The sequence below is a fragment of the Pseudomonas sp. PS01301 genome (assembly GCF_029960215.1).
Classification (GTDB): domain Bacteria; phylum Pseudomonadota; class Gammaproteobacteria; order Pseudomonadales; family Pseudomonadaceae; genus Aquipseudomonas; species Aquipseudomonas coleopterorum.
Genome location: NZ_JASCPM010000059.1, coordinates 1 through 23,011, shown reverse-complemented (window position 1 = coordinate 23,011; position 23,011 = coordinate 1). Strand labels below are relative to the sequence as shown.

Below are 23,011 nucleotides of genomic sequence, written 5' to 3'. Positions count from 1 at the left end.
GGAGCGGGCTCTGCCCGAAACAAGCGCTGCGGTACCTCTGACACACCGCGGCGCCCCGTTCGCGGGCAGAGCCCGCTCCCACAGAGCCCCCCTCCAACAGAGTACTGCTCCCACACGGCACCGCTCTTACGGACGACTGTTCTGTTTGACCCGCTCGATTCGGGAGAATGTTGCGCCGCGATCTGGCATCGTCGGTGTAAACCCCGATGGTCCATGAGAGCCCGCCTTATGACGCTGCTGTTCAAAGTCCCCGACGAGCGTGCGTCGGCCTGGAAAGCCTTGTTCGCCGAGCACGCACCGGATATCCCCCTGCGCTTCTGGCCGGACATCGGCGACCCGGCGCAGGTGCGCTATTTCGCGGCCTGGCAGCCGCCTGCGGACCTGTATGAGCGATTCCCGCAGTTGCAGGTGGTGTTCGCCACCTCGGCGGGGGTCGACCAGTTCGACCTTGCCCATGTGCCCGAATCGGTCAGCGTGGTGCGCATGCTCGACCCCGGCATCGCCCAAGGCATCATCGAGTACGTCGGCTTTGCCGTGCTGGGCTTGCATCGACAGATGCCAACCTACCTGCAGCAACAGCGCAAAGGCGTATGGAAGACCCATCCACTGCTGGCCGCCGGCAAGCGTCGGGTAGGTGTGATGGGCCTGGGCAACCTGGGCCAGGCGGCATTGAACGCGCTGCGCCCGTTCGGCTTCGCCTTGAGTGGCTGGTCACGCACACTCAAGACCCTGCCAGACGTACGCTGCTACGGCGGCCGCGAACAGCTGCCGGAGTTCCTGGGCAACTGCGACATCCTGCTGTGCCTGTTGCCCCTGACCAGCGACACGGCCGGCATCCTCGATGCCTGGACCTTCGCCGCGCTGCCCGCGGGCGCGAGCCTGATCAACCTGGGCCGTGGTGGTCATCTGATGGAAGCCGACTTGTTGGCGGCGCTGGACTCGGGCCATCTGGCCCATGCAATCGTCGATGTGCTGCAAGAAGAGCCGCCACCCAGCGATCACCCCTTCCTCGACCATCCGAAAATCTGGCTGACCCCGCACATCGGCGCCATGACCGATCCGCACTCAGCCTTCGAGGTGCTGCTGGAGAATATCCGCAGGCATCAACGAGGTGAGGTCATGGTCGGTCTGGTGGAACCGGGCGCCGGCTATTAGCGGCAAACCCGTGGCAGCCACATACCGGGCTGCCACAGGTCAAGCGCTTCAGTGCTTCTTCGGCGTGCTCGGATTGATCATCCGCGACAGGCCCAGATTCTTCAGGGCCAGCTGCAGCGAGCTGTGGATAACTTGCGGGTTGTCGATCTTGCTCAACTGGGCCAGCAGTTCCTTGGCCTTGCTCAGGTTGACCTGACGCAGCATCCACTTCACCTTCGGCAAGTTGGTGGCGTTCATCGACAAGCTGTCGAAACCCATCGCCATCAACAGTATCGCGGCAGCCGGGTCGCCGGCCATTTCGCCACAGATGCTCACCGGCTTGCCTTCGGCATGCGCCTCGGTGACCACATGCTGCAGAGCCTGCAGCACGGCTGGGTGCAGGTAGTCGTAGAGGTCGGCCACGCGCGGGTTGTTGCGGTCCACGGCCAGCAGGTATTGGGTCAGGTCGTTCGAGCCCACCGAAAGGAAGTCGACCTGGCGCGCCAGCTCCTTGGTCAGATACACCGCCGCAGGGATCTCGATCATCACGCCCACCGGCGGCATCGGTACGTCGGTGCCCTCGTCGCGCACCTCGCCCCAGGCCCGGTGAATCAGGTGCAGGGCTTCTTCCAGTTCGTGGGTACCGGAGATCATCGGCAGCAGGATGCGTAGGTTGTTCAGGCCCTCGCTGGCCTTGAGCATGGCACGGGCCTGCACGAGGAAGATTTCCGGGTGGTCGAGGGTCACGCGGATGCCGCGCCAGCCCAGGAACGGGTTCTCTTCCTTGATGGGGAAATACGACAGCGACTTGTCGCCGCCAATGTCCAGACTACGCATGGTCACCGGCAGCGGGTGGAAGGCGGCCAACTGTTCACGGTAGATGGCCAGCTGTTCCTTCTCGCTGGGGAAGCGCTGGTTGATCATGAACGGCACTTCGGTGCGGTACAGGCCGACGCCCTCGGCGCCGCGCTGCTGCGCACGGGCCACATCGGCCAGCAGACCGGTATTGACCCACAGCGGCATGCGGTGGCCGTCGAGGGTCACGCAAGGCAATTCGCGCAGGGCATCGAGACCCAGCGCCAGCTGCCGCTCCTCTTCGACCACATCGGCGAACTGCTTGCTGAGGATGTCGCTAGGGTTGGTGTAGACCTCGCCGTGGTAGCCATCGACGATCATCTTGATGCCATCGACCTTGGAATACGGCAGGTCGACCAGGCCCATCACCGTCGGGATGCCCATGGCACGCGCGAGAATGGCGACGTGGGAGTTGCCCGAGCCCAGGACCGACACCAGGCCGACCAGCTTGCCTTCGGGCACCTCGCCGAGCATCGCCGGCGACAGCTCTTCGCTGATCAGGATGGTGTTGTCGGGGTAGACCAGGGTTTGCTGACGCGCCTCCTGCAGATAGGCGAGCAGGCGCCGCCCCAGGTCCTTGACGTCGGAGGCGCGCTCGCGCAGGTAGGCGTCGTCCATCAATTCGAAACGGTTGACGTGCTCGGTGACGACGTGGCGCAGCGCACCCTGGGCCCATTGCCCGGTCTTGATCACGTTGGTCACTTCGCTGCCCAGCGAAGCGTCATCGAGCATCATCAGGTAGACGTCGAACAGCGCCCGCTCTTCGGGGCGCAGCTGGGTGGCCAGTTTCGCCGACAGGGTGCGCATGTCGTTGCGCACGCCTTCCAGCGCGTTCTGGAACAACGCCAGTTCGGCATCGATGTCGCTGACACTCTTGTCGGGCACCACGTCCAGATCGGCCGGCGGCAGCATGACCACTGCGGTCCCCACGGCCGCGCCGGGCGAGCCGGGCACGCCGACGAAGCGCGCTTCCTGGATACCCTTGCCCTGACGCCCCAGGCCACGGATCGAACCGGTGGCTTCGGCGTGGGCGATCACCCCCGCCAATTGCGCGCTCATGGTGACCAGAAAGGCTTCTTCGCCCTCGTCGAACTGACGCCGCTCCTTTTGCTGGATCACCAGCACCCCCACCACGCGCCGGTGGTGAATGATCGGCGTGCCGAGGAAGGACGCGTAGCGCTCCTCGCCGGTTTCGGCGAAGTAGCGATAACGCGGGTGGCCGGCGGCGTTTTCCAGGTTGAGCGGCTCTTCGCGCGTGCCCACCAGGCCCACCAGGCCTTCGTTGGGGGCCATGCTGACCTTGCCGATGGAGCGCTTGTTGAGGCCTTCGGTGGCCATCAGCACGAAGCGATTGGTTTCCAGATCCAGCAGGTACACCGAGCAGACCTGGCTGCCCATGGCTTCCTTGACGCGTTGCACAATGATCCCCAGCGCCGACTTGAGATCCTTGGCGGAGTTGACTTCCTGGACGATCTTGCGCAGCGTATTGAGCATGGCTCGGGGTCGAACTCCGTCGTCAGTCGCGCGAGAGAAGGCGCGGGGCTAGCTCTTTGAGCGCGCGTCTGTAGACCTCGCGCTTGAATGTCACCACCTGGCCCAGCGGGTACCAATAGCTGACCCAGCGCCAGCCATCGAACTCGGGTTTGCCGGTCAGGTCCATGCGCACGCGCTGCTCGTTGGATACCAGGCGCAGCAGGAACCATTTCTGTTTCTGGCCGATGCACAACGGTTGGCTGTGCGTGCGCACCAGGCGTTGGGGTAGACGATAACGCAACCAGCCGCGGGTGCAGGCAAGTATTTCTACATCCTGGCGTTCCAGCCCGACTTCTTCATTCAGCTCGCGGTACAAGGCCTCTTCCGGCGTTTCCTGAGGGTTGATACCCCCTTGTGGAAATTGCCAGGCGTCCTGATTGATACGCCGAGCCCATAGCACCTGACCGGCGTCATTGGTGAGAATGATGCCAACGTTAGGGCGAAAACCATCGGGGTCGATCACGGCAACAACCTCGTAAACGCATGTTCTGGCATTGTTCCACAAAGCCTGTGAAGGCAGCAACGACGCCGCGTAGCTTATGTGCACGCATGTGAAAAGTCCGTATTCTGTGGGCCTTTTCCCCATTTAATGCGAGTCATTTCATGCGCCTGGCCCTATTCGACCTCGACAACACGCTGCTCGGCGGCGACAGCGACCATGCCTGGGGTGATTATCTGTGCGCCCGCGGCATTCTCGATGCCGACACCTACAAGGCACGCAACGATGAGTTCTATCAGGACTACCTGGCAGGCCGTCTGGACTTGAACGAGTACCTGAACTTCACCCTGGAAATTCTCGCGGCGACCGACGTGGCGCAACTGGATGAATGGCATCGCGATTTCATGCGCGACTGCATCGAGCCGATCATGCTGCCCAAGGCCGCCGCCTTGCTGCAACAGCATCGCGACGCGGGCGACAAGCTGGTGATCATTACCGCCACCAACCGCTTCGTGACCGGCCCGATCGCCGAGCGCCTGGGCGTGGAAACGCTGCTGGCCACGGAAGTGGAAATGGTCGACGGCCGCTACACCGGTCGCAGCTTCGATGTGCCCTGCTTCAAGGAAGGCAAGGTCACGCGCCTGAACCGCTGGCTGGAAGAGAACGGCTACGATCTGAACGACAGCTATTTCTACAGCGACTCGATGAACGATCTGCCACTGCTGGAGCAAGTGACCCACCCGGTGGTGGTCGACCCGGACCCCCGCCTGCACGAAGAAGCCAAGCGCCGCGGCTGGAAGGAAATCTCCCTGCGCTGATAACTGCTCACTGTGGGAGCGGGCTCTGCCCGCGAAGAATGCACCGCGGTCTGTCTGACTGTGGGAGCGGGCTTGCCCGCGAAGAATGCGCCGCGGTCTGTCTGATCCACCGCGAGGTTCTCTTCGCGGGCAGAGGGCTCAGCCGCCCGCCCCGCTCCCACAGGGATCGTGGCCAACCGTAGGAGCGGTCATCAGCCGCGAAGAATATGCCGCGGTCTGTCTGATCCACCGCGGCGCTCTTTTCGCGAGCAGAGGGCTCAGCCGCCCGCCCCGCTCCCACAGGAATCAGGGCCAACCGTAGGAGCGGTCATCGGCCGCGAAGAATACGCCGCGGTCTGCCTGACTGCGCAGCCTCAGGCAGGCTTGGTCACCATCAGTCCGATGATCGACAAAAGCACCACCACTGCCACGGTCGCGATGATCAAGACATTGCGCCGCTTGGCCGCAACGACGACCTCATCGAGTCCCGTCGCCAGACGCAGGCGATTCACCCGATTGATCAGCAGCAGCCAGACCCCACCGCCGATCACATACAACACCGCGGCAGTGAGAATCCAGGTTTGCCCCAAGGGCCAGCCGACTCGGTGCACCAGCCACCAGCCGGTCACCGGAAAACTCACCAGGCTCACGGCCATGACCACCCAGGCGTACACCCAAGGCCGTTGCAGGGTACTGGCGAAGGGCAGCCGGTCGCCGCCTTTCCAACTGCGCCAGGCACGGTAGATGACGGCCACCACGCTGCCCAGCAGCACGACCGTAGCAGCGACGTGAAATACTTTCAGAATCGCCAGGCTTTCCATGACGCGTGATCCCTATGGGCATTGACGATTCATCATCGACAAGCGTAGCACCCGTCGAGTTCACCCTGTGGGAGCGGGGCGGGCGGCGAGCCCTCTGCCCGCGAATGGCCCACCACGGACTCAAGCCAGGCACCGCATCACTACCCCAGAAACAACTGATAAGCCGGGTTATCCGTCTCGTCCCAGAACGGGTAGCCGATTTCGGCCAGCGCGCCGGCCACCAGATGGCGCTCCTCTTCAGGCACCTGCAGCCCAGCCACCACACGCCCGTCGGCCGCACCATGGTTGCGGTAGTGGAACATCGAGATGTTCCAGCGCCCACCCAGCTTGTCGAGGAAGTTGAACAGCGCACCCGGACGCTCCGGGAACTCGAAGCGCAGCACCATCTCGTCGCTGACCCGGACCGCATGGCCGCCGACCATATGGCGAATGTGCAGCTTGGCCAGCTCGTTGTCGGTCAGGTCCAGCACCGGGAAGCCATGGGATTGCAGCGTCTGCACCAGCACCGCCCGCGGATCCCGCTCGGGGTGGGTCTGCACGCCGACGAAAATGTGTGCTTCGTGACCGGTGTGGTAGCGGTAGTTGAACTCGGTGATCTGCCGTTTGCCGATGGCCTCGCAGAACGCCTTGAAGCTGCCCGGACGCTCGGGAATGGTCACAGCGATGATGGCTTCGCGCCCCTCACCCAGCTCGGCCCGTTCGGCCACGTGGCGCAGCCGGTCGAAGTTGACGTTGGCGCCCGAATCGATCGCCACCAGGGTCTGCCCCGACACACCCCGTGCCTCGACGTACTTCTTGATCCCCGCCACCCCGAGCGCGCCGGCAGGTTCAGTGATCGAGCGGGTATCGTCGTAGATGTCCTTGATCGCCGCACAGATCTCGTCGGTACTGACGGTGATCACTTCGTCCACGTGATCCTTGCAGATCTCGAAGGTGTACTGGCCGATCTGCGCCACCGCCACACCGTCGGCGAACAACCCGACCTGCGGCAGCACCACGCGCTCACCGGCACGCATGGCTTGCTGCAGGCAGTTGGAATCGTCCGGCTCGACGCCGATGACCTTGATGCCCGGACGCAGGTATTTGACGTACGCAGCGATGCCCGCGATCAGACCGCCGCCGCCCACCGGCACGAAGATCGCGTCGAGATCGCCCGGATGCTGACGCAGAATCTCCATCGCCACCGTGCCCTGGCCGGCAATGGTGTACGGGTCGTCGTAGGGATGGATGTAGACCATGCCCTGCTCGTCCACCAGCTTGAGCGAATGAGCCAGGGCCTCGGGAAACGAGTCGCCGTGCAGCACCACGATGCCGCCGCGCGAACGCACGCCTTCGATCTTGATCTCGGGGGTGGTGTTGGGCATCACGATGGTGGCCTTGATCCCCAGCTCGCGCGCCGCCAGCGCCAGGCCCTGGGCATGGTTGCCGGCCGAGGCGGTGACCACGCCACGAGCCAGTTCCTCTGCGCTGAGCTGCGCCAGCTTGTTGTAGGCGCCGCGAATCTTGAACGAGAACACCGGCTGCAAGTCTTCGCGCTTGAGCAGAATCTTGTTGTTCAGGCGCTCGGACAGCTGCCCGGCGGGCTGCAAAGGGGTTTCCACCGCAACGTCGTAGACGCGCGAGGTGAGGATCATCTTTACGTACTGTTCGAGCATGGCGGACATCACTGACGATAACGGGCAGGGCCGACGAGTCTAAGCCAACGACCACGGCAAAACCAAGGTTTTGCCCTTATAATGCGCGCCTTCGGGGCCACAACCACTAGAGCCCCAACTGCCGCTGCGGAGCTTGCATGACCCAGGACCAACTCAAACAGGCCGTCGCCCAGGCTGCCGTGGATTTCATTCTGCCCAAGCTGGGCGAAAAGAGCGTCGTCGGCGTGGGCACCGGGTCCACCGCCAACTGCTTCATCGACGCGCTGGCGCAGCACAAGAGTGCCTTCGACGGCGCCGTGGCCAGCTCCGAAGCGACCGCGGCACGGCTCAAGGGCCATGGCATTCCGGTATACGAACTCAACAGCGTGGGCGACCTGGAGTTCTACGTCGACGGCGCGGATGAAAGCGACGAGCACCTGAACCTGATCAAGGGCGGCGGCGCTGCGCTGACCCGCGAGAAGATCGTCGCGGCCGTGGCCACCACGTTCATCTGTATCGCCGACGGCAGCAAGCTGGTGCCGGTGCTGGGCGAGTTTCCGCTGCCGGTGGAAGTCATCCCGATGGCCCGCAGCCATGTCGCGCGCCAGCTGGTGAAACTGGGCGGCGACCCGGTCTACCGCGAGGGCGTGGTGACCGACAACGGCAACATCATCATCGACGTGTACAACATGCAGATCACCGACCCGGTGGCGTTGGAAACACAGATCAACGCCATCGTCGGCGTGGTCACCAACGGCCTGTTCGCCGCCCGCCCGGCCGATGTGCTGCTGCTGGGCACCACCGAAGGCGTCAAGACCCTCACCCGCCCCACCTGAGCCTCGATTGTGGGAGCGGGTCTTGCCCGCGAAGAACACGCTGCGCTGTATCTGACACACCGCAGCTTGTGGGAGCGGGCTCTGCCCGCGAAGGGCGCGCCGCGGCGTCTCTGACACACCCCAGATGTGGGAGCGGGGCTCCGCCCCCGCTCCCACAAGGGTCACTGTACAGCCATAAAAAACACATCTATCCATATTCCCAATCGTTAGTTCATTTAAATTTAACAAACGATTAGGGTATATGAACCGGACCACCGGACCTGCGTACATCCAAGCAAGGCGACATACGCCCTGCATGACGTGAGGACGGTATGGTCAACCACTCGATTTCCCTCGAACACTCCCAACCACAGACAACAACCGACAACGGTCCGGCGCTCTTGCCTGCGCAGATCCTGCGCAACGACGCCGACGCACTCGAAGCCGCGCAGGCGCTTGCCGCCAGTGCCCGCACCCACGCTGCCAGGCGAGACCAGCAACGTGAACTGCCCTGGCAACTGATCGAGCAATTCACCGCCAGCGGCCTGGGCAGCATCACCGTGCCACGCGCCTTCGGCGGCCCCGACGTCAGTTTCGTGACCCTGGCCGAGGTCTTCCGCCTCATCAGCGCCGCCGATCCAGCGCTGGGGCAGATCCCACAGAACCATTTCGGCATTCTGCAGATGCTGCGCTGCACCGCCACCGAAGCGCAGCAGCACGCGCTATTCACCGCCGTGCTCGAAGGCGCGCGCATCGGCAACGGCGGTCCAGAGCGCGGCGCCCGCAACACGTTGGAAATCAACACCCGCATCGTCCGCGACGATGACGGCGGGCGAATCAGCGGGCAGAAGTTCTACTCCACCGGCGCGCTGTTCGCCCACTGGGTGGCAGTCAAGGCCGTGGACGATGAACAGCGTCTGGTCATGGCGTTCGTACGCCGCGGCACACCGGGCCTGCGCATTGTCGACGACTGGTCGGGCTTCGGCCAGCGCACCACCGCCAGCGGCACTGTCCTGCTCGAAAATGCGCACGTACCCGACACCCATGTGGTGCAGATCTGGCGCCAGGCACAGCAACCGAACATTCAGGGCGCCGTGTCGCAACTGATGCAGGCCGCCATCGACGCCGGGATTGCCGAAGCGGCGATCGACGACACCATCGCCTTCGTCCGGGAAAAATCGCGCCCGTGGATCGATGCCGGGGTCGAGCGTGCCAGCGACGATCCGTTCGTGGTCGCCGACATCGGTCGCCTGAAGCTGGAACTGCACGCCGCGCAGGCACTGCTGCGCAAGGCCGCCCAGGTGCTGGACCAGATCGGTCAGGCGCCGGTGGACGCCGCCCTCGCCGGCCAGGCCTCGATCGCCGTGGCCGAGGCCAAGGTGATCACCACCGAAGTCGCCCTGCAGGCCAGTGAAAAGCTTTTCGAGCTGGCCGGCAGCCGCGCCACCCTCGCCGAGTTCAACCTCGACCGTCACTGGCGCAACGCCCGCGTGCACACCCTGCACGATCCCGTGCGCTGGAAATATCACGCTGTTGGCGCCTATCACCTGAACGGCAGCCTGCCTGCACGCCATTCCTGGATTTGACCAGACCGCTGGAGATCAGCATGAGCTCATTGCCCCACCCCCTCGACGGCGTCGCACGGATCGCCAACGATCAGCAGGCGCTGGAGGTTGCCCGGCAGCTGGCCCCCCAGTTGCAGCGCGACAGCGCCCTGCGCGACCGCGAGCGGCAGCTGCCCCACGCCGAACTGACGCTGTTCTCCCGCTCCGGCCTGGGCGGCATCAGTGTGCCCAGGGCGTTCGGCGGAGCCGGTGTGTCCAACGTGACCCTGGCCCAGGTCATTGCCCTGCTGGCGGCTGCCGACGGCTCGCTGGGACAGATCCCACAGAATCATTTCTATGCCCTGGAAGTGCTGCGCATCAACGGCAGCCCGACGCAGCAGCAGCGCCTGTACGCCGACGTGCTGGCAGGCCAGCGGCTGGGCAACGCCCTGGCCGAACTCGGCACCCGCACCGCCCACGACCGCACCACGCGCGTGACCCGCGACGGCGACGGTTTCCGCATCAATGGCCGCAAGTTCTACGCCACCGGTGCGCTGTATGCCCAATGCATTCCCACTTCGGTGATCGATGAACAGGGCGTACAGCAACTGGCCTTCGTGCCCGCCGACAGTGCCGGGGTCCAGGTCATCGACGACTGGAGCGGCTTCGGCCAGCGCACCACGGGCAGCGGTTCGGTGGTGTTCGACAACGTCTGGGTCAGCGCCGACGCCATCGTGCCGTTTCAAAGCGCGTTCGAACGGCCCACCACGGTCGGCCCGTTCGCGCAGATTCTCCACGCCGCGATCGACACCGGCATTGCGCGCGGGGCGTTCGAGGACGCCTTGCAGTTCGTCCGCACCCGTACCCGGCCGTGGATCGACGCCACCAGCGACAAGGCTGTCGAAGATCCGCTGTCGCTGAAGAGCTTCGGCCATCTGGCGATCCGCCTGCATGCTGCCGAAGCGCTGCTGGAGCGGGCCGGCGAAATCCTCGACAAGGCCCAGGCCGAGCCCACCGCCGAACACGTCGGCGCCGCCTCGATTGCCGTGGCCGAAGCCCGCGCCCTCAGCACCGAGATTTCCCTGGCCGCCGGCAGCACCCTGTTCGAACTCGCCGGTAGCCAGGCCACCCTGGCCGAGCACGGCCTGGACCGGCACTGGCGCAACGCCCGCGTGCACACCCTGCACGACCCGGTGCGCTGGAAGTACCACGCCATCGGCAACTACTACCTCAACGACCAGTTGCCACCACGCCGGGGGACCATCTGATGAGCAAGAAGCAGATCCTGCTCAACGCCTTCAACATGAACTGCGTGGGCCACATCAACCACGGCCTGTGGACCCATCCGCGCGACACTTCAAGCCAGTACAAGACCTTGGAATACTGGACCGAGCTGGCTAGGTTGCTGGAGCGCGGCCTGTTCGATGGGCTGTTCATCGCCGACATCGTCGGGGTCTACGACATCTATCAGGATTCGGTCGATGTGACCTTGAAGGAGTCGATCCAGCTGCCGGTCAACGATCCGTTGCTGCTGGTTTCGGCCATGGCCGCGGTCACCCGCCACTTGGGTTTCGGCCTGACCGCCAACCTCACCTACGAAGCGCCCTATCTGTTCGCCCGACGCCTGTCCACGCTCGATCACCTGACCCGCGGTCGGGTGGGCTGGAACATCGTCACCGGCTACCTGGACAGCGCGGCCAAGGCCATGGGCCTGACTCAGCAGGTGGAGCACGATCGCCGTTACGATCAGGCTGATGAATACCTGGAGGTGCTCTACAAACTCTGGGAAGGCAGCTGGGAAGACGACGCCGTCGTCGAAGACCGCGAGCGGCGCATCTACGCCCAGCCGGAAAAGGTCCACAAGGTGCAGCATGAAGGCGAGTTCTACCGGGTCCAGGGTTACCACCTCTGTGAACCCTCGCCACAGCGCACACCGCTGCTGTTCCAGGCCGGCAGCTCGGCACGGGGCCTGCAGTTCGCCGGTCAGCATGCCGAATGTGTGTTCATCAGCGGACAGAACAAGCAGGCCACCCGCGTCCAGGTGGACAAGGTGCGCGACGCGGCCCGCGCAGCCGGCCGCGATCCCCAGGGCGTGAAGGTTTTCATGGGCATCACGGTCATTGTCGCTGCCACCGAGGCCCAGGCCTGGGCCAAGCATGACGAATACCTGAGCTACGCCAGCGCCGAGGCCGGGGTCGCCCACTTCGCCGCCTCCACCGCGATCGACTTTGCCCGCTATGAGCTCGACGAGCCCATTCAGTACGTGAAGGGCAACGCCATCGAGTCGGCCACCAAGACCCTGCAGAACAACGACTGGACCCGCCGCAAATTGCTCGACCAGCACGCTCTGGGCGGACGCTACATCACCTTGGTCGGCGACCCGGAACAGGTTGCCGACGAACTCGAAGCCTGGATCGCCGAGACCGGCCTGGACGGGTTCAACCTGACCCGCACGGTCACTCCGGAAAGCTACGTCGACTTCATCGATCTGGTGATCCCCGTGCTGCAGGCGCGCGGTTCGTACAAGACCGCCTATGCCCAGGGCACGCTGCGCGAAAAGGTCTTCGGCCAAGGCCCGGGGTTGCCCGAGGGACATGCCGGTTTCGGTTACAAGCGCGGTGCCTGACCGGGCCTCTTCGCGGGCAGAAGGCCCAGCCGCCCGCCCCGCTCCCACAATTAACGAGCGCACGCTCATGTGGGAGCGGGCTCTGCCCGCGAAGAGGCCCTCCCCAACCCCACAAAAACCAATGGACCAACACCATGCTCAAACCCACCCTGCTACTCGCCCTCACCCTCCTCACCGGCCTGGCCCACGCCGCCGATGACAAGCCCCTGATCGTCGGCACCACCGCCGCCTTCGCCATTCCCCTGGAAACCGCCGTGGAGGAAGCCAAGAAAGAGGGCCTGACCGTCAAGCTGGTGGAGTTCACCGACTGGATCGCGCCCAACGTCAGCCTGGCCGCCGGCGACATCGACGTGAACTACTTCCAGCACATCCCCTTTCTGGAAAACGCCAATACCCAGGCCGGCACCGACCTGGTGCCCTATGCACCGGGCATCATCAACAACGTCGGGCTGTATTCCAAACGCTACAAAAGCTTCGACGAGCTGCCCAAGGGCGCCAGCGTGGCCATCGCCAACGACCCGATCAACAGCGGTCGCGGCCTGCAACTGCTGGCCAAGGCCGGCTTGATCACCCTCAAGCCGGGGGTCGGCTACAAGGCCACCGAAGACGACATCCTTACCAACCCCAAGGGCATCAAGATTCTTCAGGTCGAAGCGGTGCAACTGGTGCGCGCCTACGACGACGCCGACCTGGTGCAGGGCTACCCGGCCTACATTCGCCTGGCCAAGACCTTCGATGCCGGCTCGGCCCTGCTGTTCGACGGCCTCGACCATCCCGAATACGTGATCCAGTTCGTGATCAAGCCCGAGCGCAAGGATGATCCGCGCCTGGCCAAGTTCGTGGATATCTACCAACACTCGCCGGTCGTGCGTGCCTCGCTCGACAAGATCAACGGCAAGCTCTACCAAGTCGGCTGGAAGGAGTGAGTATGCCCACCACCAATGTCCAACGCCGGCTGGCCGATACCGCCGGCCTTGCCCGGCAGCCTGCCGAACCCCTGGAGCTGCACCCGCAACTGGCCAACAGCCTGGTGCGCTTCATCGGCGTCGGCAAGACCTATGAGGGCGCGCAGGGTCCGGTGCAGGCCCTGCAAGGTATCGACCTGACCATCGAGCGCGGCGAAGTGTTCGGCATCATCGGCCGCAGCGGCGCCGGCAAGTCGTCGCTGATCCGCACCATCAACCGGCTGGAACAGCCCAGCAGCGGGCGCGTGCTGATCGATCAGGTGGATATCGGTGATTTCGACGAGGATCGTCTGGTGGCGCTGCGGCGGCGCATCGGCATGATCTTCCAGCACTTCAACCTGATGTCGGCGAAAACCGTGTGGCAGAACGTCGAGCTGCCACTCAAGGTCGCCGGCGTGCCCCAGGCCGAGCGCTGGCGCAAGGTCGGTGAACTGCTCGAACTGGTCGGCCTGCAGGGCAAGCGCGACGCGTACCCGGCGCAGCTGTCCGGCGGGCAGAAGCAGCGCGTCGGCATTGCCCGCGCGCTGGTCCACGATCCGCAGATCCTGCTGTGCGACGAAGCCACTTCGGCGCTGGATCCGGAGACCACCGAATCGATCCTGGCGCTGTTGCGCGACATCAATCGGCGTCTGGGGCTGACGATCATTTTGATCACCCACGAAATGGCCGTGATCCGTGCCATCTGCGACCGCGTGGTGGTGCTCGAGGGCGGCCAGGTGGTCGAGCAGGGGCCGGTGTGGCAGGTCTTCGGCGACCCTCGGCACGAGGTCAGCCGCACCCTCCTGGCACCGTTGCAACACGGCCTGTCCGATGAGCTGCGAGCACGTCTGCGCAGTACGGCGCCGACACCCGAGGCCGCGCTGGTGTTGCGCCTGAGCGTGACCGGGGCACAGGCCGGCGAAGCGGATCTGTCCTCGCTGTTCAACCTGCTGGGCGGGCAGGTCAGCCTGCTGCAGGGCGGGATCGAACGCATTCAAGGGCGGGCGCTGGGCAGCCTGGTCGTGGCGGTGAGCAATTCGCCCCATGACCGTGAGCATCTGCTGCAACGCGCCCGGCAATGGGCACAACAGGTAGAGGAGCTGGGCTATGTGGTTTGACCGTCTGCTGCAGGGCGCCCTCGACACCTTGTTGATGGTGGGTGTTTCGTCGTTGATCGCGTTGCCGGTGGGGGTCGTGATGGCGGTGGTGCTGGTCACCAGCGACCGAGGCGGTATCTACCAGGCGCCGGCGCTGAACCGCGTGCTGGGCGCGTTCGTCAATCTGTTCCGATCGGTGCCGTTCCTGATCCTGATGGTGGCGCTGATCCCGTTCACTCGGTTGATCGTGGGGACCACCTATGGGGTGTGGGCGGCGGTGGTGCCGTTGACCATCGCTGCGACGCCGTTCTTTGCGCGCATTGCTGAGGTCAGCCTGCGTGAGGTCGACCATGGCCTGATCGAGGCCGCACAGGCCATGGGTTGCCGACGCTGGCACATCGTCTGGCATGTGCTGCTGCCCGAGGCTCGGCCCGGCATCGTCGCCGGTTTCACCATCACCGTGGTGACCATGATCAACTCATCGGCCATGGCGGGCGCCATCGGTGCCGGTGGGCTGGGCGACATCGCCTACCGCTATGGCTACCAGCGTTTCGACAGCCAGATCATGCTCACGGTGATCGTCCTGCTGGTGGCCCTGGTGACCTTGATCCAGTTCAGCGGCGACCGTCTGGCGCGGGTGCTCAACAAGCGCTAGTCCCCATACCGCAGCGCCCCCTTCGCGGGCAGAGCCCGCTCCCACAGGGGTTACGCGTTCCTTGTGGGAGCGGGGCGGGCGACCGAGCCCTCTGCCCGCGAAGAAGCCCTACCAGACACCTCAAATCATCAAGCCTCCTTCCCCTCGCCCTCACCTTCCTTGATCCGGTACCAGGCCACATACAGCGCCGGCAGGAACAACAGGGTCAGCAAGGTCGCCACCACGATCCCGCCGATCATCGCGTAGGCCATCGGCCCCCAGAACACCTCACGAGCGATCGGGATCATGCCCAAACTGGCCGCCGCTGCGGTGAGCAGGATCGGCCGACGACGATGCTCGGTCGCCTCCAGCACCGCGTCCCAGGGCTTGTAGCCATCACGCTCGTAGGCATCGATCTGGGTCACCAGAATCACCGAGTTGCGGATGATGATACCGATCAGGGCCAATATCCCCAGGATCGCCACGAAGCCCATGGGCGTCCCGGTCGGCACCAACGCCAGCACCACGCCGATGATGCCCAGAGGCGCCACGCTGGCCACCAGGAACATCTTCTGCACACTGTGCAGCTGAATCATCAGGAAGGTCGCCATCAGGAACAGCATCAACGGCACCACCTTGGCGATCGGGCCCTGCGCCTTGCCGCTTTCCTCGACCGTACCGCCGGTGGCCACCTTGTAGCCCACCGGCAGGCCGGCAGCGAATTTCTCGATCTCGGGCTTGAGCTGGGCCACCAGGTCGGTCGGCTGGATATCGTCGCTGACCGCCGCCTTCAAGGTGATGGTCGGCAGGCGATCACGCCGCCACACCAGCGGCTGCTCCAGCTCGTAGCGCACGGTGGCGAACGCCAAGAGCGGAATCGACGTCCCGCTGGGCGTGACGATCTGCAGGTTCTGCAGGGTTTCCGGCGAGCCGCGCTCGGCATCGTTGGCCCGGCCCACCACGTTGACCAGGTAGATATCGTCGTTGACCTGGGTCACCGCCGAACCGCTGACGATGGTGTTCATCAGCTTCGCCACGTCCTCGGACGACAACCCCAGCTGCCGGGCCTTGTCCTGGGCAATGTCGATGCGCAGCACTTTGCCCGGCTCGTTCCAGTCGTAGATCATTTCGCCGATGTGCGCGTTGTGGTCCAGCAAGGTGGCCAGTTCGATGGCGTGCTTGCGCACCTGATCGATGTCCTTGCCGCTGACCCGGTACTGGATCGGCCGCCCCACGGGTGGGCCCATTTCCAGCGCCTGAACATAGGTGCCGATGCCCACGAAGTCGTCACGCAGACGCTTTTTCAGGCGCTCGGTCAAGGCCCCGCGTTCTTCCAGACCCTTGCTGACGATCACCAACTGGGCGTAGTACGGGTTCTCCAGTTGCTGGTCCAGGGGCAGATAGAAACGAATCGCGCCCTGACCGATGTAGGTGCTCCAGCGGACGATGTCCGGATCATCCTTGAGCGTCGCTTCCAGGCGATCGACCGCCTGGCGCGTCTCGTTGATCGAGGCGTTCTGCGGCAGATTCAGGTCCACCAGAATTTCCGGCCGGTCGGACGAGGGGAAGAACTGGTTCTGCACGAAGCGCATGCAGAACAGTGCGGCGGCGAACAGCAGCAACGTGCCGATGATTGTCAGCCAACGGTGGCGCATGCAGCCCAGCAGTCCGCTGTGGAACCAGCGCGCGACGCGCCCAGGCTGCTCCGGCTTGGGTTTGACGTTCTTGCTCAGGATATGCACGCCGATGACCGGCGCGAACAGCACCGCCACCACCCACGACACCAGCATGGCCACCGCAATCACAGCAAACAGGGTGAAGGTGTACTCACCTGCCGAGCTGGCGTTCAAACCGATCGGCACGAAGCCCGCCACGGTGACCAGGGTGCCGGTGAGCATCGGGAATGCGGTGGAGGTGTAGGCGAAGGTAGCCGCTTCCTCCTTGCTGTCACCTGCCTCCAGGCGGGTGACCATCATCTCCACGGTGATCATCGCATCGTCGACCAGCAGGCCCAGGGCGATGATCAACGCCCCCAGGGAAATACGCTGCATGGTGATGCCGCTGTACTCCATGAACACGAAGACCATGGCCAGCACCAATGGAATCGAGCAGGCCACGACCAGACCGGCGCGCACGCCGAGGCTGACGAAGCTGACGATCAGCACGATCACCACGGCCTCGAACAGCGCACTGGTGAACCCACCGACCGCCTTCTCGACCACCTCGGCCTGGTCCGACACCTTGTGCACGCCCACGCCCACGGGCAGCTGCGCGGTCAACTCGTCCATGCGCTTGTGCAGCGCGGTGCCGAATTCCTGAATGTTGCCGCCGTCCTTCATGGCGATGGCCAGGCCGATGGCAGGCTGGCCGTTGTAGCGGAACATCGGCGCGGCCGGGTCCTTGTAGCCACGTTCGATGTCGGCGATGTCGGTCAGCCGATAGAAACGGTCGTTAAGCCTGAGGTTGACCGTTTCCAGGTCCTTCTCCGACTTGAACTGCCCTGAGGTTCGCACCGAAATGCGCTCTGGTCCTGCCTCGATCACACCCGCTGGCGTCACCGCGTTCTGCGCCTGAAGCGCACCCACCACCTGTTGCTGATCCAGGCCCAGCGCTGCGAGTTTGCGCGTGGAGAAATTCAGGTAGATGACTTCGTCCTGTTGACCTACCAGCTGGACCTTGCCCAGGTTGTCGACCTGGCGAATCTCGGCGCGCACCTGTTCCACGTAGTCGCGCAGCTGCCGCATGCTCAGGCCGTCGGCGGTGAAGGCATAGATGGAGCCGAACACGTCACCGAACTCGTCGTTGAACGACGGTCCCTGCAAACCTTGGGGAAAGGTCCCGCGAATGTCGTCGACCTTCTTGCGCACCTGGTACCAGATCTGCGGGATCGCCTTGGCACTGGTGGTATCGCGCAGGTACACGAACACGGTGGACTCGCCGGGGCGCGTGTAGCTCTTCACGTAGTCCAGCGAGTCCAGCTCTTCGAGCTTCTTCTCGATACGGTCGGTGACCTGCTTGAGCGTCTCTTCCTGAGTCGCTCCCGGCCACCGGCTCTGGATGACCATGGTCTTGATGGCAAACGCCGGGTCTTCTTCACGGCCCAGGTTGAAATAGGAAAACACGCCCATCAGCAGGCCGACGAACATCAGGTACCAGACGAAGGACTGGTGTTTGAGCGCCCAGTCGGACAGGTTGAAACTTCCCTTCATTGCCGGCTCGCCTCGTCCAGTTTGATTTTCTGCCCAGGTTTCAGGCTATTGACGCCAGCGCTGACCACGCGCTCGCCCGCCTGCACACCGCTGCCCACCACCACGACGCCACGGTCGCGGCTGAGCACGGTGACCTGCTGCGGGTTCACGGTCTTGTTCTGGACGTCCACCCGCCACACCTGGGTCTTGCCGTCGATCTCCTGCACGGCGGTTTCCGGCAGCTCCAGGCGCTGCGCGATGCTTGAACTCAAGGTGACGCTGATCGCCGTACCCAGGCGCAGGCCCGCAGGGCTCTCACGCAGGGTCAGGCGTGCGCGACGGGTACGCGTGGAGCTGTCGGGGCGTGGCTCCAGCTCGCGCAAGGTGCCCATGGCCGCAACGCTGGGGTCAAGCTGGGACTGCACGTGGAATTCCACGCCCTCAGGCAGGGTCTCGGCGAGCCCGGCGGGCAGGTCGATGACCGCCTCCTTGACGTCGGGACGAGCGAGAACCACCACTTCTTCACCGGCGCTGACCACCTGCCCGACTTCCACCTTCCACTGGTTGACCACCGCGGCATGGTCGGAACGCAGTTCGCTGTAGCTCAGCTGGTCCTTGGCCTGGCTGACGGCGGCCTTGGCCTGATCGAGCGAAGACTGCGCGGTTTTGAGGTCGGTCTGGGCGATGTCCAGCCCGGCCTGCGCACCGACGCCACGGTCGAACAGCTCCTGCTGGCGCCGCGCGTTGGCCTGGGCATTGATGAACTGCGCCTGGACGCGGGCCAGATCACCCTGGTTGGCGCGCAACTGATTCTGCTGGTCAGTCGGGTCGAGAGTGGCCAGCAACTGGTTTTTCTCCACCTGACTGCCGACATCCACCGCGCGGCGGGCAATGCGTCCGGACACGCGGAAACCCAAGGTGCTTTCATAGCGCGCCTGGATATTACCGGCGAAGCGACCCAGGCTTTGCTGGTCCAGGCCCTTGACCTCCACCGACAACACCGGACGGATGGGCTCGGGGGCCGGCTCTTCCTTCGAACAGCCTGCGAGCAACAGCACGGCCGCAGACAACGCGATCACCGCTTTCATGGCTGACGCTCCTGGGCAATTTCCACCTGCATGTCGGGGTGCAACAACTGCCCCCCGGCCACCACCACGCGGTCGCCATTGTTCAAGCCGTTGGCGATCACCACCTTGGCCGTCAGGTAACGGCCCACCTCGACCTTGCGCAGGCTGACCTTGTCACCTTCCCCGACCACCCACACGGCAGGCTCTTCAATGTCCTTGGTCAGCGCCGACCACGGCAGTTCGACGCTGGTCTTGCCCGGACCATCGAGCGAGGCGTTGACCACCGAGCCCAGGTCCATGCCCTTGGGCACGCCCTGCAGGGCTATCTTGACGCGCACCGTGCCGGTCTGCGCGGATACCGCCGGAGTGACTTCGCGCACGGTGCCGGTGGTCTTGATCGCCGGGTCGTCGAGCAGGCTGACGGTGATCGGCTGTTTTCCACCCGGCTGGGCGAACAGCGATTCATACACATCGAAGACCGCATCGCGGTCGCCATCGCGGGCCAGACCGAAGATCGGCGCGGTGGCCTGCACCACCTGGCCCACCTCGGCCTGGCGTGCGGTGATCACGCCCGGAGCATCGGCCACCAGGTCGGTGTAGCTCAACTGCTCGCGAGCGTTGGCCAACTGGGCATTGGCTGCCGCCAGCGAGCTCTGCGCACCGCGCAGCGCCGCCTGGGCGGAGTCGTATTCACTCTGGCTGGTATAGCCCTTGGGCAGCAGCTTCTGCTGACGCACGAAGGCCGCCGAGGTCTGTTTCACGCGGGCCTGTTCGGCGGCCACTGCAGCCTTGGCCGAGTCGACGTTGGTCTGCAGGTCCTTGGGGTCCAGGCGGGCCAGGACTTGCCGCGCGCTGACGTGGTCGCCCACATCCACCATGCGCTGGATGATCTTGCCGCCGACGCGGAACGACAACTGGGTCTGGATGCGGGCCTGCACATCGCCAGTGAGATTGACGGCGGCGGCGAATTCGCCGCTCTGCACATTCTCCACGCGCACGCGTGGGTGCGTCGGCTCGATAGGCTTGTCTTCACCACAGCCGGTCAGCGCGATGAACAAGAGACCAACCCCTACAACCTTCCAACGAGGACCAGCCATGCAGGCTCCTTTGCGTGCGCTGTGATGCTAGGTGTGTATGCGACTGTGAGCGGGGTTCGAGGTTCATTTGCCGGGGAGGGCCCCGTCCGGACACAGCAAAACGCCGACACTGTACAAGCTGTCGGCGCTCAGGTGAACTGTCGTGACGCTCGGAATCAGAACGCTGGCAATACTGCGCCGCTGTACTTCTTCTCGATGAATGCCTTCACTTCCGGGCTGGTCAGCGCCTTGGCCAGCTTCTGCATGGCCGGGCTGTCCTTGTTGTCCGGACGGGCCACCAGGAAGTTCACGTAAGGCGAATCCGAACCTTCGATGACCAAGGCGTCCTTGGCCGGGTTCAGGCCCGCTTCCAGTGCGTAGTTGGTGTTGATCATGTCCAGGTCGACCTGATCCAGCACGCGCGGCAGCATGGCCGATTCCAGTTCCTTGAACTTGAGGTTCTTGGGGTTGCTGGCGATGTCCTTCGGAGTGGCCAGAGCGTTGCTCGGATCCTTCAGGGTGATCAGGCCGGCTTTCTGCAGCAGGATCAACGCACGACCGCTGTTGCTGCCCTCGTTGGGGATGGCCACGGTCGCGCCGTCCTTGAGTTCGCTCAGCGATTTGACCTTCTTGGAGTAGCCGCCGAAGGGCTCGACGTGCACGCCGATCACAGTGACCAGGTTGGTGCCCTTGCCTTTGTTGAAGCTTTCCAGGTACGGCAGGGTCTGGAAGTAGTTGGCGTCCAGACGCTTCTCGTTGACCTGCACGTTGGGTTGCACGTAGTCGGTGAAGACCTTGATGTCCAGGTCAACGCCTTCCTTGGCCAGGGTCGGCTTGATCAGCTCGAGGATCTCGGCGTGGGGAACCGGTGTGGCCGCAACCACGAGTTTGTCTGCCGCGTTGGCCAGGCCGAAAGACAGGGAGGCCGCCAGAGCGGTGAACAGCAAAGCCTTCTTCATGCTAAGTCCTTGAAATTGGGTGCCGGCGGCAGCAAATGGCCAGCCTTGCGCGGACAATACCCGGAATTAATATTCCTACAAATACCTTTTAGTTCGCTGCTTATGCCTTTTTGTGCAAACGCTCTAGGTGGCGGGTCAGCACTGCAGCCAAGGCCGTCGGGTCGACGTGCTCGAGCGCCTGGGTCAGTTGCCGTTCGATATGCCCCAAGGCGTCCGCTGCCGAAGGCAGATTGAGATGCTCGGGCAGGATCTCGTCGCCGCTGCTCACCAGCAGGGCAAAATGGATGACGTTTTCCAGCTCGCGGGTGTTGCCGGGCCAGTCGTGTCGCTCCAGCACCTGCTGCGCCTGGGTGCTGATCAGCGGCACCGCCAGGTTCAGGCGATGGCTGTAGATGCCCAGGAAATACTCGGCCAGCGCCAGGATATCGCCGATCCGTTCACGCAACGGCGGCAGCGTCAGGCGGCCTTCGCCCAGATAGGCATACAGGCGCTCGTTGAATTTGCCAGCCGCCACGGCCTGGGCCAGATCGATGCTCGACGCGGCCACCAGGCGTACGTCCACCGGATTGGGCTGGGCCGCGCCGACGCGCGTGACTTCGTGGGTTTCCAGTGCCGCGAGCAATTTGGTCTGTATGGCCAGTGGCAGGTCGGCGATCTCGTCCAGGTACAGCGTGCCGCCGTTGGCCGAGCCGAACCAGCCGGCCCGGCTGCTGGCCGTACCGCTGTGGGCGCCTGCGCTGTAGCCGAACAGTTCGGCATCGGCATAGGTCGGGCTGATCGCACCGCAGTTGACCGAAACGAACAGCCCACCGCGATCACTGGCCCGGTGGATGTGCCGGGCGAGCAGCTCCTTGCCGGTTCCGCTCTCGCCATGGATCAGCACCGGCAACGCCCTGGGCGCCAGCCGTTCGAGCTCTTCGCGCAAGCGCCGCGATCGCGGGTCGACGAACACCAGTGCCTTGGCACGAATGCTCAGCGGGCTCTTGTCGGCGTCGGGAAAGGTCAGCAGCGGCTGGCCGAAGGTGTCGTGGTATGCAGTCATGGACAAAGCTCCCACCGGCCTGAACGCAGGCGGCGTACTCGGTTTTCAGGCAATCAGGCGCGCAGCTGGGTGTGCTGGTCCATGCGACTCTGCAGGCGGTACAGGTAGGCGAAACCCTGTTCCCAGCGCTGATGCCCGGACTTGACGTTGATATGTCCAGCACCCGCCAGAATGCCCGCTTCGGCACCCCAATCGCGGGCCATTTGCAAGGCCCGTGGGGCGCTGGCGGCAGAGTCGTTGTCCGAGCCCACCACTTGGCTGGGGAACGGCAACAGGTGCTTGGGGATCGGTGCAAAGTTGCGCAGGGCCGGCGAGCAGGCTGGCCGCTCGACATCCGCTGGCGCTACCAGCAACGCCCCACGGACCTTGCGCAGCGAAACCAGCGACGCGTCGGCCGACCAGTGTGCAACCGTCACGCAGCCCAGGCTGTGAGCAATGAGAATCACCGGATCGGCGCTGGCATTCACAGCCCGGTCCAACGCTGCCACCCAGTCTTCACACCGAGGCGTGAGCCAATCGTCCTGCTCGACCCGCGCGCTGTTGGGCAAGCTTCGTTGCCAGTGACTTTGCCAATGGTCATCGGGCGAGCCCTGCCAGCCTGGCACGATCAGATAGCGGATCGACTCATTGCGCATGGGATGCGCCTCCTGCAAACGTTGCGTTGGAGGCCAGTATAGGGAAAGGAGTTATACGCGTTAAGGAATAAGAAGCTATTTGGTAATAACCAAATATTCCATTGATGCGCCACATCAAACCCGGACGCGGCTCGCGCCGCTGCTACAGGTGTGCGCGATCTCCTGTAGCAG

Annotated in this window: 19 protein-coding genes; 9 read left to right on the top strand and 10 right to left on the bottom strand. The window is 64.2% G+C overall.

Annotation, left to right across the window (positions count from 1 at the left end; translation table 11 throughout):
• Window positions 1-228: 228 nt before the first annotated feature.
• Entirely contained in the window at window positions 229-1,155 is a 927-nt protein-coding gene (locus QMX89_RS20915; RefSeq protein WP_282349715.1) for a glyoxylate/hydroxypyruvate reductase A, read from the top strand.
• A gap of 48 nt (window positions 1,156-1,203) precedes the next feature.
• Here the strand turns inward: QMX89_RS20915 and ptsP are convergent, their stop codons facing one another.
• Both ptsP and QMX89_RS20905 read right to left on the bottom strand, forming a co-directional pair.
• Window positions 1,204-3,483 (bottom strand): phosphoenolpyruvate--protein phosphotransferase, encoded by a 2,280-nt coding sequence (gene ptsP, locus QMX89_RS20910; RefSeq protein ID WP_049861579.1) that lies wholly within the window; start codon window positions 3,481-3,483, stop codon window positions 1,204-1,206.
• A 22-nt stretch (window positions 3,484-3,505) separates the two neighbouring features.
• A complete protein-coding gene (locus QMX89_RS20905; RefSeq protein WP_043191776.1) occupies window positions 3,506-3,985 on the bottom strand; it encodes an RNA pyrophosphohydrolase in 480 nt (159 codons plus the stop codon).
• A gap of 140 nt (window positions 3,986-4,125) precedes the next feature.
• Here QMX89_RS20905 and QMX89_RS20900 point away from each other — a divergent pair, with 140 nt between their 5' ends.
• Window positions 4,126-4,779, top strand: a complete 654-nt coding sequence (locus QMX89_RS20900; protein WP_282349713.1) for an HAD family hydrolase — start codon at window positions 4,126-4,128, stop codon at window positions 4,777-4,779.
• Between the two features lie 353 nt (window positions 4,780-5,132).
• Here the strand turns inward: QMX89_RS20900 and QMX89_RS20895 are convergent, their stop codons facing one another.
• On the bottom strand, window positions 5,133-5,579 hold the full coding sequence (locus QMX89_RS20895) for a DUF2269 family protein (protein ID WP_134722739.1): 447 nt from the start codon (window positions 5,577-5,579) through the stop codon (window positions 5,133-5,135).
• A 140-nt stretch (window positions 5,580-5,719) separates the two neighbouring features.
• On the bottom strand, window positions 5,720-7,234 hold the full coding sequence (gene ilvA / locus QMX89_RS20890) for a threonine ammonia-lyase, biosynthetic (RefSeq protein WP_049861576.1): 1,515 nt from the start codon (window positions 7,232-7,234) through the stop codon (window positions 5,720-5,722).
• A gap of 137 nt (window positions 7,235-7,371) precedes the next feature.
• Between ilvA and rpiA the strand changes: the two genes are divergently transcribed.
• The 7 genes from rpiA (at window position 7,372) to QMX89_RS20855 (ending at window position 14,894) form a co-directional block, all read left to right on the top strand.
• A complete protein-coding gene (gene rpiA / locus QMX89_RS20885) occupies window positions 7,372-8,049 on the top strand; it encodes a ribose-5-phosphate isomerase RpiA (protein ID WP_282349712.1) in 678 nt (225 codons plus the stop codon).
• 311 nt (window positions 8,050-8,360) lie between these two features.
• Window positions 8,361-9,614, top strand: coding sequence for an SfnB family sulfur acquisition oxidoreductase (locus QMX89_RS20880; RefSeq protein ID WP_282349711.1), 1,254 nt, complete (start codon window positions 8,361-8,363; stop codon window positions 9,612-9,614).
• A 20-nt stretch (window positions 9,615-9,634) separates the two neighbouring features.
• Window positions 9,635-10,840 (top strand): SfnB family sulfur acquisition oxidoreductase, encoded by a 1,206-nt coding sequence (locus QMX89_RS20875; protein ID WP_282349710.1) that lies wholly within the window; start codon window positions 9,635-9,637, stop codon window positions 10,838-10,840.
• Complete coding sequence (locus QMX89_RS20870) at window positions 10,840-12,198, top strand: LLM class flavin-dependent oxidoreductase (RefSeq protein WP_282349709.1); 1,359 nt, start codon at window positions 10,840-10,842, stop codon at window positions 12,196-12,198. The genes QMX89_RS20875 and QMX89_RS20870 overlap by 1 nt, the downstream gene beginning before the upstream one ends.
• A 134-nt stretch (window positions 12,199-12,332) precedes the next feature.
• Entirely contained in the window at window positions 12,333-13,124 is a 792-nt protein-coding gene (locus QMX89_RS20865; protein ID WP_049861571.1) for a MetQ/NlpA family ABC transporter substrate-binding protein, read from the top strand.
• 2 nt (window positions 13,125-13,126) lie between these two features.
• A complete protein-coding gene (locus QMX89_RS20860) occupies window positions 13,127-14,260 on the top strand; it encodes an ATP-binding cassette domain-containing protein (protein ID WP_282349708.1) in 1,134 nt (377 codons plus the stop codon).
• On the top strand, window positions 14,250-14,894 hold the full coding sequence (locus QMX89_RS20855) for a methionine ABC transporter permease (protein WP_049861569.1): 645 nt from the start codon (window positions 14,250-14,252) through the stop codon (window positions 14,892-14,894). Before QMX89_RS20860 ends, QMX89_RS20855 begins: the two co-directional genes overlap by 11 nt.
• A gap of 128 nt (window positions 14,895-15,022) precedes the next feature.
• Here QMX89_RS20855 and QMX89_RS20850 read toward each other — a convergent pair whose 3' ends face one another.
• The 6 genes from QMX89_RS20850 to QMX89_RS20825 all read right to left on the bottom strand — a co-directional run bounded on the left by QMX89_RS20850 (window position 15,023) and on the right by QMX89_RS20825 (window position 22,840).
• Entirely contained in the window at window positions 15,023-18,082 is a 3,060-nt protein-coding gene (locus QMX89_RS20850) for an efflux RND transporter permease subunit (RefSeq protein WP_282349707.1), read from the bottom strand.
• Window positions 18,079-19,149, bottom strand: a complete 1,071-nt coding sequence (locus QMX89_RS20845) for an efflux RND transporter periplasmic adaptor subunit (protein WP_282349706.1) — start codon at window positions 19,147-19,149, stop codon at window positions 18,079-18,081. Before QMX89_RS20845 ends, QMX89_RS20850 begins: the two co-directional genes overlap by 4 nt.
• Window positions 19,146-20,225: an efflux RND transporter periplasmic adaptor subunit gene (locus QMX89_RS20840; protein WP_122743836.1), complete on the bottom strand. Its 1,080-nt coding sequence runs from the start codon at window positions 20,223-20,225 to the stop codon at window positions 19,146-19,148. Before QMX89_RS20840 ends, QMX89_RS20845 begins: the two co-directional genes overlap by 4 nt.
• 155 nt (window positions 20,226-20,380) lie before the next feature.
• Window positions 20,381-21,163 carry a MetQ/NlpA family ABC transporter substrate-binding protein gene (locus tag QMX89_RS20835; protein WP_049861565.1) on the bottom strand — a complete coding sequence of 261 codons (783 nt, stop codon included), beginning with the start codon at window positions 21,161-21,163 and terminating at the stop codon, window positions 20,381-20,383.
• 100 nt (window positions 21,164-21,263) lie between these two features.
• Window positions 21,264-22,205, bottom strand: a complete 942-nt coding sequence (locus tag QMX89_RS20830; RefSeq protein ID WP_282349705.1) for a sigma 54-interacting transcriptional regulator — start codon at window positions 22,203-22,205, stop codon at window positions 21,264-21,266.
• Between the two features lie 53 nt (window positions 22,206-22,258).
• Complete coding sequence (locus QMX89_RS20825; RefSeq protein ID WP_282349704.1) at window positions 22,259-22,840, bottom strand: alpha/beta hydrolase; 582 nt, start codon at window positions 22,838-22,840, stop codon at window positions 22,259-22,261.
• Between the last annotated feature and the right edge of the window lie 171 nt (window positions 22,841-23,011).